14 protein-coding genes and 1 pseudogene are annotated in these 12,401 nt (G+C 36.8%); 4 read left to right on the top strand and 11 right to left on the bottom strand.

The genetic code is table 11. The features are described from left to right. Window positions 1-34: 34 nt before the first annotated feature. The 4 genes from KI369_RS14545 to KI369_RS14530 all read right to left on the bottom strand — a co-directional run bounded on the left by KI369_RS14545 (window position 35) and on the right by KI369_RS14530 (window position 2,488). On the bottom strand, window positions 35-208 hold the full coding sequence (locus KI369_RS14545) for a hypothetical protein (protein WP_002051510.1): 174 nt from the start codon (window positions 206-208) through the stop codon (window positions 35-37). Between the two features lie 229 nt (window positions 209-437). Next, window positions 438-1,331 (bottom strand): ClpXP adapter SpxH family protein, encoded by an 894-nt coding sequence (locus KI369_RS14540; RefSeq protein ID WP_212956439.1) that lies wholly within the window; start codon window positions 1,329-1,331, stop codon window positions 438-440. Continuing rightward, window positions 1,331-1,729, bottom strand: coding sequence for a globin domain-containing protein (locus KI369_RS14535; protein ID WP_000043382.1), 399 nt, complete (start codon window positions 1,727-1,729; stop codon window positions 1,331-1,333). The genes KI369_RS14540 and KI369_RS14535 overlap by 1 nt, the downstream gene beginning before the upstream one ends. Before the next feature lie 180 nt (window positions 1,730-1,909). Then, the gene (locus KI369_RS14530; protein WP_212956438.1) at window positions 1,910-2,488 is read right to left on the bottom strand and encodes a CYTH domain-containing protein; all 579 of its coding nucleotides are present in this window, start codon (window positions 2,486-2,488) and stop codon (window positions 1,910-1,912) included. A 144-nt stretch (window positions 2,489-2,632) separates the two neighbouring features. Here KI369_RS14530 and KI369_RS14525 point away from each other — a divergent pair, with 144 nt between their 5' ends. Genes KI369_RS14525 through KI369_RS14510 form a run of 4 tightly spaced genes read left to right on the top strand, consistent with a single transcriptional unit; the run spans window position 2,633 to window position 5,398 of the window. Then, on the top strand, window positions 2,633-3,004 hold the full coding sequence (locus KI369_RS14525) for a UPF0738 family protein (RefSeq protein WP_001180003.1): 372 nt from the start codon (window positions 2,633-2,635) through the stop codon (window positions 3,002-3,004). A gap of 30 nt (window positions 3,005-3,034) precedes the next feature. Further along, window positions 3,035-3,673, top strand: a complete 639-nt coding sequence (gene yjbM, locus KI369_RS14520) for a GTP diphosphokinase (protein ID WP_001081480.1) — start codon at window positions 3,035-3,037, stop codon at window positions 3,671-3,673. Window positions 3,674-3,691: 18 nt separating this feature from the next. Continuing rightward, a complete protein-coding gene (locus KI369_RS14515; protein WP_212956437.1) occupies window positions 3,692-4,489 on the top strand; it encodes an NAD kinase in 798 nt (265 codons plus the stop codon). Window positions 4,490-4,504: 15 nt separating this feature from the next. Then, the gene (locus tag KI369_RS14510) at window positions 4,505-5,398 is read left to right on the top strand and encodes an RluA family pseudouridine synthase (protein ID WP_212956436.1); all 894 of its coding nucleotides are present in this window, start codon (window positions 4,505-4,507) and stop codon (window positions 5,396-5,398) included. A 47-nt stretch (window positions 5,399-5,445) separates the two neighbouring features. Here KI369_RS14510 and KI369_RS14505 read toward each other — a convergent pair whose 3' ends face one another. The 7 genes and pseudogenes from KI369_RS14505 to bclA form a co-directional block, all read right to left on the bottom strand. Beyond that, entirely contained in the window at window positions 5,446-6,834 is a 1,389-nt protein-coding gene (locus tag KI369_RS14505; RefSeq protein WP_212956435.1) for a peptidase G2 autoproteolytic cleavage domain-containing protein, read from the bottom strand. 141 nt (window positions 6,835-6,975) lie between these two features. Next, window positions 6,976-7,716: a bis(5'-nucleosyl)-tetraphosphatase PrpE gene (gene prpE, locus KI369_RS14500; protein WP_212956434.1), complete on the bottom strand. Its 741-nt coding sequence runs from the start codon at window positions 7,714-7,716 to the stop codon at window positions 6,976-6,978. Between the two features lie 74 nt (window positions 7,717-7,790). Beyond that, window positions 7,791-8,951 carry an FtsW/RodA/SpoVE family cell cycle protein gene (locus KI369_RS14495; protein ID WP_212956433.1) on the bottom strand — a complete coding sequence of 387 codons (1,161 nt, stop codon included), beginning with the start codon at window positions 8,949-8,951 and terminating at the stop codon, window positions 7,791-7,793. Window positions 8,952-9,097: 146 nt separating this feature from the next. Further along, window positions 9,098-10,033: a glycosyltransferase family 2 protein gene (locus KI369_RS14490; protein WP_212956432.1), complete on the bottom strand. Its 936-nt coding sequence runs from the start codon at window positions 10,031-10,033 to the stop codon at window positions 9,098-9,100. A 6-nt stretch (window positions 10,034-10,039) separates the two neighbouring features. After that, window positions 10,040-10,798, bottom strand: a complete 759-nt coding sequence (locus KI369_RS14485; RefSeq protein WP_212956431.1) for a class I SAM-dependent methyltransferase — start codon at window positions 10,796-10,798, stop codon at window positions 10,040-10,042. A 141-nt stretch (window positions 10,799-10,939) separates the two neighbouring features. Beyond that, a complete protein-coding gene (locus KI369_RS14480; RefSeq protein WP_212956430.1) occupies window positions 10,940-11,785 on the bottom strand; it encodes a TylF/MycF family methyltransferase in 846 nt (281 codons plus the stop codon). A gap of 122 nt (window positions 11,786-11,907) precedes the next feature. Further along, window positions 11,908-12,401, bottom strand: a pseudogene (gene bclA, locus KI369_RS14475) (collagen-like exosporium glycoprotein BclA); the annotation flags it as partial.

Here is a 12,401-nt window from a genome sequence, read left to right as displayed (position 1 = left end):
TTTTTTCTAAAGTAGAAGGCAGTTTTACAGTGAATTAAAATCCTTTAAATCGTTTTTTATGGTTGAAATAAGAGAGAGCGATGACGATGACTCCGAATAAAAGAGGGAAAGCAATAATTTTAGGAAAAGCTTGTAGTAGAGAGAGGATGTACAAGAAAAAAGAAACGATGACAGCTAGAATGATCAGTAAAATATACGTTTTTTTCATACAGAACACCTCCAAAATAGCTTTTTTATAGCTTATTCAGAAATGAAAACGTTTAGAATGTGACAAAAGTGTGAAATTCGACAAAAGGGGTTGTCATCTGACGTCGAATCTTGTAATATAATAAGCGTGAACGAATTCACATACAAACATATACCCCTTTGTTTGAACGTGAAAATTTCTCCCATCCCCTTTAATATTTTTATAAGCCGTAAAGAAAAAGACCTGGTGTTTACACCAGGTCTTTTTCTTTTGCTATCCATTTCCAATAACGCTCACATTTTACGTCAAGCATTTGTACTTTTCGTTTCAGTTGTAATTTTTTCAGTTCACGCTCGATTTCTTGCTGCGAGCAGTCATATATAAATGCTACTTCTTTTGAAGATATAAATTGCGTTGCTTCTAATAACACTTCTAAAGGTGGTAATGGTTCTGGCTCGATTTCACATTTTACAAGTTCTTTCAATAATTGTACGTATACGTCGTAGGAATAAGTTCCAGCGATTTTAATACCTTCTTCATCTGAATTCGCATGAAAAAATACGAGAGAAGGTATTTCTGTAATATGCATCTCATTTGTGAATTTCAAGTCACATTGGAAAGCTTTTTTTGCGCTAGCGGAATGTAGGTCTTTTTTAAATTCTTCTACATCAATATCACTATCTCTTGCGCATGCAAGTAATAATTCGCAGTCAGGGTTTGATACATTTTCAAGGAAGATGTATTCTTGGAGTTTTCGCAAAAACTTCGAACCTGCTTTTCGGCCCTGCAACTCCGCTGCCTTAATTGCCATCGAAACTAAATATGGTGTTGACGATGCCTCTTGCATATGTACTTTTCCATCACATGAAAAACCTTGTAAACTTGTTGTCTTTTCCCACACAAATCGAATATTAGCAGGTTTATTCCATTTGTGTGAGGAAGCGTTCGTTCCGTCCACTTTTCCTGTTACGATATGACGAATAGAGAAGTATTTCCCATATTCAAGCCATAGTTTAATAATAAAGGGCTCGATTTCCCAGCAATCTTTACAAAGTGGATCAATAAATAAATATGCTTCTACAGACTTATGCTCACATGCGGAAGGAGATGGCATATTTATATGCTTTGCTTCCTGCTTATCCATTACACTTCACCTGTTTCATTTGGAGTATTAACCATATGCTGAGCAGTTAATGCTAAACGTTCAAAAACGAACTCTCTTATATGACCGTGCACTCCTGTGTCATCCATTGCTTGCTCCATACATGATAGCCAAGCCTCTGCTCGTTTTGGCGTAATCTCAAACGGGAGATGGCGTGCTCTTAACATAGGATGACCATGTTCTTCAGTGTACAAATTAGGACCACCTAAATACTGTGTTAAAAATTGTTTCTGCTTCCTAGCGGTTTCTGTTAAATCATCCGGGAAGATGGGAGATAGGTCAGGGTGCTTACTGACATAGGAATAAAATGTATCTACTAATATTGCAATGCATTGTTCACCGCCAATTGCTTCAAATGGTGTCATCGGTTGCTTGCTCATCCTTTATAAACTCCTTTTTCCATGAAATGTATATCTATTGTAGCAATGGAATGTTAGGGAGGGCAAATAAATAGCCTTCATAACGCTCTTTGCTTCTTCTACAGATGTAAATGAATCTTTTCCTTTTCAAAAGTGAGATGTATCCACTAGTAAAACGTATTCACTAGTGGAATTTTCACTTTAGCGTGCTTTGTTTTGTTTGGCAAGGAAAAAGCGTTTTACTTTATTATTTGTATGACGGATTGGTATGTCGTATTGCTTTAATAAATGCATAAATGCAGCTTTGCCTGTTTCTTCATCTTGCACTTCAAATTCAATTTCATAATCATCGTGATTGTAATAGAAACTATGGTCAAAGACAAGCGTTCCGCCTTCAAATAACGTTTCGGCTCTTTCAGTTGTTAAACTACCCATATAAGTTAAAGCAGAAACAGGAATTTGTAATTTGTGTAGTTGATCCATTACAGCCCCTTGGATGATTACGTTTGTTTCCATCATCATTTTTGCTTCGTCTTCTGTTACGACTTGATGTGTTTCTAACAAGCCGACTTCAGCAGGTTGTTTCAATGTTAATGTATAAGTTTCTCTTTTATGACGAATACGAAGTGCAGAGCCAGCTTCTTTTAACGAGAAGTTCGGTGTTTCAAAGTAATGATTCACCTGTTTCGTAAATACTTCAATAGAGAATGATTTACATAATGTACCGAATTCTTCTTCTGTAACAATATTTTTAAATTCAATTTCAATTTCTTGTGTCATTGTATGCGCTCCTTTTGAAAAATAATTCTTTACACATTATCGCTTTTTCACAAATTTGGTTCAATGTTTTATTTGTTTGCGTCCATGTTATGATACAATAATACTGTTAAGTAAGACAGGAAGTTGAGATGGAGGAGTTAGAGCATGCAAAATAAAATCCAAGTTAAGAGCGTAGAAAAGAGAGAGAATGCTCTTATTTTTTGTGCGGAAAATAGTGAAATAGAGGTAAAGGAGTTAAGTGCACGTAATCACGTACTTGTAGACTCAGACAATTTATCATTTTTATATATCTTAGAAAACGAATCATCTTTCATTTATGTAAGTATTCCGCACACATGCTGGGAAGCAATGCATGAAGCGATGAATAACGATGTGGTTATGTTCGTTCGCGTGAATGACATTGAAATGGAATTAGAAGGATTAAAAGAAGAAGTAGAATATTTAGTTGAAAATATTGAAGGTAATGCAAATTACGGAGAAGAACTAGTAACTGCTGTAGAAAAAGTATTTCTATAAGCAAATGGATTGATTTTGGTGGTGGTTGAAATGAATCGAAATTGGGAAGAATTTTTAGCACCTTACCACCAAGCGGTGGCAGAGCTGAAAGTGAAACTAAAAGGAATGCGTACTCAATTTGCAATGTTAACAGAGCATTCTCCAATTGAGTTTGTAACAGGAAGGGTAAAGTCGGTTGCAAGTATTATTGATAAAGCGGAGAAGAGAAATGTACCGCTAGACCGGTTAAGAGAAGATATGCAAGATATCGCGGGCCTTCGTATGATGTGTCAATTTGTTGATGAGATTAAGCCTGTTGTAGAATATCTTCGAAAACGAAATGACTTTGAAATCGTGGAAGAACGTGATTATGTCACGCAAAAGAAAGATAGCGGTTATCGTTCTTATCACGTTGTCATTAGTTACCCAGTTCAAACGATTCAGGGTGAAAAAAAAGTATTGGTAGAAATCCAAATACGCACGCTAGCAATGAACTTTTGGGCAACAATTGAGCATTCTTTAAATTATAAATATAGTGGACGTTTTCCTGAAGATATTAAAATACGCTTGCAACGTGCAGCGGAAGCAGCATTTTTATTAGATGAAGAAATGTCTTCTATCCGTCTTGAAATTCAAGAAGCGCAGAAAGCTTTTTCAAGAAAGCAAGAAACGAAAGATTCCGAATCATAAACTAAAGGGTGTTGGGCGATGAAATTTACAATTATGTCAAAGGGAGATCAATCATCAGATGCACTGGCAAGCACGATGAAAGAATACTTGCTAGATTTCGGATTTATAATGGATGAAAAGGAACCCGATATTGTAATTTCTGTTGGGGGAGATGGAACGCTTTTATATGCGTTTCATCGTTATTACAATCGATTGGCTGAAACGGCATTTGTTGGTGTACATACAGGGCATTTAGGTTTCTATGCAGATTGGTTACCGACAGAAGTAGAGAAATTAGTAATTGCAATTGCTAAAACGCCATTCCAAGTGGTGGAATATCCGCTTTTAGAAGTGATTATTCGCTATGTGAATGGGAGTAAAGAGTCGCAGTATTTAGCGATGAATGAAGCGACTGTGAAAAGTGCAGAAGGTACATTAGTAACAGAAGTGGAAATACGCGGAGAGTACTTTGAAACGTTCCGTGGGGATGGCCTTTGTATTTCTACTCCTTCGGGAAGTACTGCGTATAATAAGGCGCTTGGCGGAGCAATTATTCACCCTTCTATTGAAGCGATTCAAATTGCAGAAATGGCATCTATTAATAATCGTGTGTTTCGTACGGTAGGTTCGCCGCTCGTACTGCCGAAGCATCATACATGTGTGTTGAAGCCGGCTGCAGGAATGAACTTACAAATTACGGTGGACCATTTAACGATGGTTCATCAAGATGTGAAATCAATCCAGTATCGCGTTGCAAACGAAAAAGTACGATTTGTTCGTTTCCGTCCATTCCCGTTCTGGAAACGAGTACGTGACTCGTTTGTTGCAGATAAATAGAAAGGGTTTATATATTTGAACAGATTTACATTGAAATGGGATATAGAATCAGCTGAAGAGGGAGCTTTAGTTAGAGAGTTTTTAAAAACAAAAGGGATTTCTAAAGCTGCATTAACGGATATAAAGTTTCACGGTGGAGCTATTGAAGTAAATGGTCAACACGTGAGCGTTCGTTATCAGTTGCAAGCTGGTGAGGAAATACGTGTCTTTTTTCCAGTGGAGGAAAGAAGTGAAGGGATGATTGCAGAAGATATCCCTTTATGCATTGTATATGAAGATGATGCGGTTCTTGTCATAAACAAAGAGGCAAACATGTCAACGATTCCGTCTAGAGAACATCCAGCAGGGAGTGTTGCGAATGCGCTCTTATCTCATTATGATAAGCAACATCTTGCAAGTACAGTGCACATCGTAACAAGGTTAGATCGTGATACTTCAGGGCTTATGCTGATTGCAAAAAATCGTTTCGTGCATCATCTTTTATCGAAACAGCATCAACAAAAAGCGGTGAAAAGAACATATGAAGCGATCGTTCATGGTGAGATGATTGAACGAGAGGGAACGATTGACGCACCGATTGGACGAAAATCGGATAGCATTATTGAGCGAACCGTTTGTGAGGAGGGGCAAAGAGCAGTTACTCATTTTAGAGTGATTGATAGCGCGAATCATAAGACGCATGTATCGCTTGAGCTTGAAACAGGAAGAACGCATCAAATTCGTGTACATATGGCCCATATAGGATATCCGTTACTTGGCGATACTTTATATGGTGGGAAAAGGGATGAAATGAAACGACAAGCGCTTCACAGTACATCATTGACGTTTTATCATCCTATTTTAGAGACAGAAATGTCTTTCACTACAACGATTCCAAGCGATATGCAAAAAGTAGTAAGGCATACTTAAAAAGGGAACAAAATTCTTATGTAATGAAGAATTTTGTTCCCTTTTTCTTAGCGGAATAATATTAAAATTTGATTTTCACCCGTGCGCTTTATAACGAAAAATCCACTTTCGGATTTTGTAGCAATGCCATCGTTATTTGGACGACAATATCCATGCGTTTCGCAAGTACCGTCATCACGTACTAACATTTGTCCAATTAATCCGACAGGAAGCCACTCGGTACGATCTTTTCTTGCTATATATTTGCAAGCTGGATCCCATTCTGTATTTAAAAGAGGTTGTATGTCTTGTGATTCCGTACGTACATATTGGCGTTTTCCAAAGCTATCTGTTTTATATCTTTTCTGCCAACTTAAAGCACCGCTATTTCCTATAAGGGCAGGGGTTGCACTAGATATTCCTAAAATGAATGAATCGTTTGAAGTAGCGATTCGAATTTTTTCTTCGCTACTAAATGTAACGAAATAACCTACATCAATAAAATTATTGTCTGCTGTTTCAAACATTTGTGCAAAATCAGTTCCACTTGCATTGTAAGAAGCACCATCAATATACATTTCCCCATTATGAGCAAGCCACTTTGCACCGATATTATGGTCAGTTTCATTTGTACCATTTGCAATAAACCAAGAATAAGATTCTTCTGCTGTGCCGAAGCGCCCCATAATATGGCTACCTGCAAAATGAGCTGTTGATGTATGATTACCTTCCGCATGAGAAGAGAATCCGTTAGCGATAGTCGCGGTTCCTTCTGCATGAGCTGCTTCGCCTAAAGCGATTGTATGTTTACCTTCCGCATGAGAATAAGAGCCGCCTGCTGTCGTTTCACTTCCTTCACTATGGGAACTATGTCCAGTTGCTTTCGTTTTTGATCCTTCTGCATGAGAGAAAGAAGCTTTTGCATGTGTAAGCAGCCCTTCTGCATGTGAAGCTGTACCCTCTGCATTAGAGTGAAGCCCCTCTGCATGTGCATACCGCCCACCTTTTTTTACTTTTGTATTTTCAGGTGTAGGGGTTTGAATTATGATCGTTTTTTCTGTTTGTATATCACCTGATGGTGCTAAAGCTTCTTTTATTTTCTTCACTTGATTGATAATAGCAGTTGGAATTTCTGCTTCCACCTTTTTATTTATTACTACAGGTATATTTTCTTCTATATTTTTCTTTGTTTGCTCAGAAGGCACAACCTGTTCATTCTGAGTAGAGAGAGGTTTATTTTTTTGCTGCATCTTTGTTTTTCTATTATCAATTATGCGGCTCATTACAGCATTTTCTAAAGAGACATATTTAGGCCTAGCTTTGTTTTTGGGGGATGCCTCTTGTCCTTCCAGTTCTTCTAAAGCTGCAGCTCGAATGCTGCACCAGTTGTTAATTCCGTACATGGGCAGATAAAAAGGCGGGCATTTTCTTTTTTGTTTAGAAGATTTTTTCTTCATACGGTCACCTCCTGCGACAGTATATGCCGTGTAATGAAAAAAAGATGCACTTTATTGCATCTTTTTTTCATTACTTTACCTAGTTTTTATAGGAGAGCCGCCTAAATGATATGATAATCTCTCGTAAGTTTTAAATGAGGATTATGAAATTGGGCGAAATTTCTCAGGGACAAAAGGTAGGGAGGAAGGGACGGAAACAGCCTCCATTTCAGGATAACGTAGTCCGGTTAGTTTGCCACCAAATACAGCGCCAGTGTCAATATTGACTGTATGATTTACAAAACGAGGTTCTTTTACGGGTGTATGTCCATATACAATCCAAGTTGTTCCTTTATATTCCTTCGCCCAGTCGCGACGGACAGGAGAGCCGTCAGCATGTTTTTCTCCTGTAATATCTCCATATAATACAAAGGTTTGTACTTTTTTATCTTGTCTTCCTATGTAATCTTGCCGAATGCCGGCGTGACATACAATTAACTTTTTCTCGTCGAGTACGTGATAAAAAGGAGAATGCTCGTAAAGGGTGATGAATTTTTCTTTTATCATGTTTTGTTTATGAGAAGGCAGTGCTTCATATTCGGCGACAGTTGTTTCGAGTCCATGAGCGATTGTCACATTACGCCCAAGGAAAAAACGGTATAGTTTATTACAGTGATTTCCCGGAGCGTAATAAGCTACTTTTTTATTTATAACAAGTTCCCATACAATTTCAATCATACGTAATGAATGAGGGCCGCGATCTGTAATATCACCAACAAATGCAAGCTTACGTTGGTCAGGGTGAATCGGCAGGTCACTATTCCAGTTATATCCGAGTTTCGTCGTTAAATCTTGAAACTCTTGAAAGCATCCATGAATATCCCCTATAATGTCATATTTCATATTTAAACCTCCACCATATTTTTCATTAGTATATCTAAAAAAGGATAGAGATAAAAATATACTGTTTTTGTTCGTCATTTAAACATAAAGAATTTCGTTCTTGAGCGAACGTTTAAAACGAATCCAATCGCTATCATGTATGTGAGTAAGGAACTTCCTCCGTAGCTCATAAGGGGTAATGTGATTCCTGTAATAGGAAGTAATCCGATGGTCATCCCGATATTTTGAAATACTTGAAAAGTAAACATTCCGATTGTACCAGCGCAGATGTAACTACCGAAAGGGTCATTACTTTCTAAAGCGATATGAATCATGCGGAAAATAAGTAGGAAAAAAAGTGAAATAATGACACTTGCGCCTAAAAAGCCGAATTGTTCAGCGACATTGGTGAAAATAAAATCTGTATGTGGTTCTGGAAAGTATACTTGTCCATTTTCCCAACCTTTTCCTTGCATTTCCCCTGATCCAGTAGCTAAGAAAGCTTGTCTTAATTGATAGCCTTGTGCATCATATTTGTATGGCGCTAACCAGCCGTAGAAGCGATTTAGTTGATATTCTTGTAAAATGTGTGCTTTAAAGAATTTTGTATGAGTAAAAAAAATATACGTTAATGTAACGCCAGCTGCAAAAATGCCAGAAACTAATCCGAAAATAAAACGCCAACGTATACCAGAAACTAGTATCATTGCTGCGAGCATAGCTGAAATTACCATCGTGTTTCCTAAATCAGGTTCCTTTGCAATAAGTAGCAGAGGTGGTAAACTTGTTGCACATATTTTTCCGAGTAATAAAAAATCGTCGTGTATTGTTCGAAAAAAATATTTCTCATTGTGATTTGCTATAATTCGTCCGGTGACGAGAATTAAAAACAATTTCATAATTTCAGAAGGCTGGAAATTTCCGATGCCTGGGAGCCTGTACCAAGCGGTAGCACCTTTAATTGTAACGGCACCTGGTACTTGAAGTTCTAGTCCAATGAGTAGTACCAGTGCAAAGCTATATAAATACCAAGCAATTTTTTGATAACGATCGAAATCAATAATCATAATGACACCGATGGCTATAAATCCAATGAAGTACCATTGAATTTGCTTTAATACAAAATTTACGCTTTGTAAAAATGGTGGTAAAGAGGCTTGTGCACTTGCAATTGCAAAGCAACTAACAGTCCCAATGGCAAATAAGATGAATAGTAATACGTAGTCTATTTGATATTGAGAATTTGGATCTTTCAATGTATGTATTCCTTTCTATCGCCTAGTAAGTATATGGATCATGTCATGATAAAAATAATATACAAGCAGACTATGCATACATTTATTCCACTATTTGTGGGAAGTCATACATCACGAGGAAGGAATAGCTCCTCCCTTGTGATGGGCTATATTGCATGGAGCTCTTTTGTAATGATATTTAAACAATAAGAAAGACGTGCATGTGTATTTATATCTGGAATGAGGTGTGGAAATAAATCATAAAATTTGACCGCATTTTTATACCATCCGTAAGCTCTTATCAAACCTTTTTTATAATATTTAGTGTCTTGTAAGAAACCATACTTTTTCGAGGTTAAAACGAGTTGAGAAAAATCTTCACAGCCCTCAAGGAATTTGTGACGTACTTGCTGTCCAGTATGAAGGCGGAATGAGCTTAAAGGCTCAGTGATATACATCGCATCACCTTTTGAAAGTAAACTTATCCATGAGGCCATATCAACACTACAACCATATTTTCTGCCATTTAAAGTGCCGAAAGGTTCCATTAATAAGCTTTTTCTAAAGAGTACGATTGTAGGCTCACCGATAATATTTTGTCCTGCCATAAGCATACGGTTTCCAAAATCTTTCCCATTTAGTAGCGTATCTTCATCGTATAATTTTTTCATGGAGGGATGTTGTTCAATTATATCTCCATTATCATCAATCCAAGTGCGATAAGATGTGATAAGTGCGAGATTCTTATTTAAGTCTTGTTGGAAATGAAACATCATTTTTTCGATTTTATTATTATAAAATACATCATCGTCCATTAAGAAATTTATGTACTCGCCATTTGACTGTTCTAAGAGCATAAGGGCGTTATGAAATTGTCCTAGAGTAGAGCTATTTCGAATGTATGTTATATGTTTATGCTTATGTAAATAATGTCTGTATATTAATTTTTCTGTTTCATTATTTGTACTATCGTCTCCTACAATGATTTCAATATTTGAATACGTTTGTGCTAATGCACTTTCTAGAGCAAGTTTAAAATAATGTGGTCGATTATAGGTGGGAATAAGAATGGAAACGAGAGGTGGATTTTTTATATTATTCATATACAACTACCTTTCAGAAGTTTTTTGTGTAAGAATAATATCTTGATAACTTGTGTGTTCAGTTCTGCTACACCATGAGCCATAATGGGGCGGGGTCTGTACCTCTAACCCATATTTATTTAATAGAGTACGAATATCTTCTTCAGGATAGGCAACTGCGAAATTAGGGATATCTTTATTTAGAACATAACAATTGTCAATTTGGTGATAAAAACTTAACGTACTTAGTCCTGTATTTAAGTAATAGGATGATTCAGGGTTAATTAAAAAGAAAGTAATAAAACATCTACCATCTTTTTTCAGAACTCGTGCAATCTCGCATACGTAATGTTCTAATTCTTTCGGAAGGAGATGGGTAAATACAGACGTTAAAAAAATAAAATCGAATGATTCATCTTCATATGGAAACTTGTATTGGGAGGCATCTTCTTTTCCATCGGGATTGTAGAATTGATTATATATATCGACATGTTCAAAATGGAAATTGTTACGGCGTGTAGAAATGTTATTTTTGCACCATGTAATTCCTGCATCGAATAAGTCAAATCCATAATAAGTACCATCATCGCTTAAATAATCCATTAATGGAACCGCCATTCGGCCGATACCACAGCCTACATCTAACACTGTTTCATTTGATTTTAAATTGCCAATTTCAATAAAATACTGCAAAAACTCTTTTCCAACTTCTTCAAAGTCACCACCTACATATCGAACGAGTTCTGGGGGTGGAATTAATGTGATTTTTTTCTCATTTTCGTTCATACATTCACTCCGTCCTTGTAGTAAAGTAAGAGATTTTTATTGCATATATAAGTTAAGCGTTTATAGTGAGGGGAACTTTACACGATTGGTTCTTACGAATCAGTAGTGTGATAGAACCCCTCAAAAGAATAAAATTGTATTCTATTCTTTTCGCCAATAAATACCGAAATCATCAATTTGAGTCATAGGAGCTTTTATGTTTCTTTCGCTTCTGAAATCTGTTACAGCCTCTGCGCATGTTACCAATCCGTAATCATCAATAATAATATAGCCACCTGTTGAAACTTTATCGTATAAGTTTACAAGACTATCCATCGTTGATTCATACATATCACCATCAAGGCGAGCAATTGCAATTTTTTCTACCGGTGCTGAAGGCAGGGTATCTTTAAACCAACCCTTTAAAAATTTCACTTGATCATTTAATAAATCGTATTTTCTAAAGTTTTCTTGCACAGTTTCTAAAGAAACTCGTAAGTAATCGAATGTGTGTAAATAATCACCGTAATCTTTCGGATATTGTTCTAAGTTAGGTGCCGGCAGACCTTCAAATGAATCGGCAACCCACACAGTACGATCCGTAATGTTGTTTGCTTGTAAAAACCCGTTCATAAAAATGCATGATCCTCCGCGCCATACACCAGTTTCAATAAAATCACCTTCTATATTTTCCCTGACAACAGTTTCCATAGCCTCTTGTAATTGATTCATACGCTTTCGACCAACCATACTGTGTGCAGCTCTTGGCCAATCCTTGCCACCTTGACGCTCATTGTTTGAAACGTTAGGATTAACGATTTTTAAATTGTGATTTTCTACATACTGCTTAAGAAATAAAGGAAGTGGAACCGTAACTGGTTCATATGATAGTTCTTTAGATATATGTAACGAAGCAGGTAAGTATGGTTCGTATTCTAACCATATTTCAAATAAAATTGTTTTCTTTAGTAACTCAAGATAAAGCTGGACAGCCGATTTATTTTCCATATAAGTGCCTCCTGCGGAATGTCATACAACATTATGACTATGTAGAAAAGGAAGATTTAATGATTGAATTTAAAAATGAAAAAGCAGTAAAACTGATATCAGTTTTACTGCTAAGTAAAAAATTAAGCAACTTTTTCAATAATAATAGATGCACTCGTACCAAGAGCTAATGATAATCCAAGTCCTGTAACAATTACTTCAACTAATGATGGAGTTGTCGTAATTTGCGTAATTGCTTGAACAACGATAGGTGCTCCAACTGAGATTAAAGTCATTCCAGTACCAGGTACAGGTAGCCCGTTTACTTGGATTGTAAGGCCTCCTAATAGACTTACGGCTGCAGTATATACGATGACAGTGATTTTATAGAATCCAGTTTCACTAATTACGAAAGTATCGGCATCTAATTGAGAAATTGCTGTGCCAAACTGAGATCCAACAGTATTAAATGGTACTGGGTCATTAATTCCAAGATCTAAAGAAATCCCAGCGGAGTTAAATGCATACAATCCTGCTGGAAGTCCTAGTCCGGATGGTCCAGTCGGCCCAGTCAGTCCGGTAGCACCAGTAGGTCCAGTCGGCCCAGTCAGTCCGGTAGCACCAGTAGGTCCAGTAG

Origin of the sequence: Bacillus sanguinis (assembly GCF_018332475.1) — a bacterium.
Classification (GTDB): Bacteria; Bacillota; Bacilli; order Bacillales; family Bacillaceae_G; genus Bacillus_A; species Bacillus_A sanguinis.
Note: the sequence above shows the minus strand (reverse complement) of the source record. Positions and strands in the feature narration are given on the sequence as shown.

Coding starts and splice junctions, on each gene's coding strand:
- KI369_RS14485 (WP_212956431.1), bottom strand. CDS start 10,798: ATGAACGAAAATGAGAAAAAAATCACATTAATTCCACCCCCAGAACTC.
- KI369_RS14535 (WP_000043382.1), bottom strand. CDS start 1,729: ATGAGCAAGCAACCGATGACACCATTTGAAGCAATTGGCGGTGAACAA.
- KI369_RS14515 (WP_212956437.1), top strand. CDS start 3,692: ATGAAATTTACAATTATGTCAAAGGGAGATCAATCATCAGATGCACTG.
- KI369_RS14505 (WP_212956435.1), bottom strand. CDS start 6,834: ATGAAGAAAAAATCTTCTAAACAAAAAAGAAAATGCCCGCCTTTTTAT.
- KI369_RS14530 (WP_212956438.1), bottom strand. CDS start 2,488: ATGACACAAGAAATTGAAATTGAATTTAAAAATATTGTTACAGAAGAA.
- yjbM (WP_001081480.1), top strand. CDS start 3,035: ATGAATCGAAATTGGGAAGAATTTTTAGCACCTTACCACCAAGCGGTG.
- KI369_RS14480 (WP_212956430.1), bottom strand. CDS start 11,785: ATGGAAAATAAATCGGCTGTCCAGCTTTATCTTGAGTTACTAAAGAAA.
- KI369_RS14525 (WP_001180003.1), top strand. CDS start 2,633: ATGCAAAATAAAATCCAAGTTAAGAGCGTAGAAAAGAGAGAGAATGCT.
- KI369_RS14545 (WP_002051510.1), bottom strand. CDS start 208: ATGAAAAAAACGTATATTTTACTGATCATTCTAGCTGTCATCGTTTCT.
- KI369_RS14540 (WP_212956439.1), bottom strand. CDS start 1,331: ATGGATAAGCAGGAAGCAAAGCATATAAATATGCCATCTCCTTCCGCA.
- prpE (WP_212956434.1), bottom strand. CDS start 7,716: ATGAAATATGACATTATAGGGGATATTCATGGATGCTTTCAAGAGTTT.
- KI369_RS14490 (WP_212956432.1), bottom strand. CDS start 10,033: ATGAATAATATAAAAAATCCACCTCTCGTTTCCATTCTTATTCCCACC.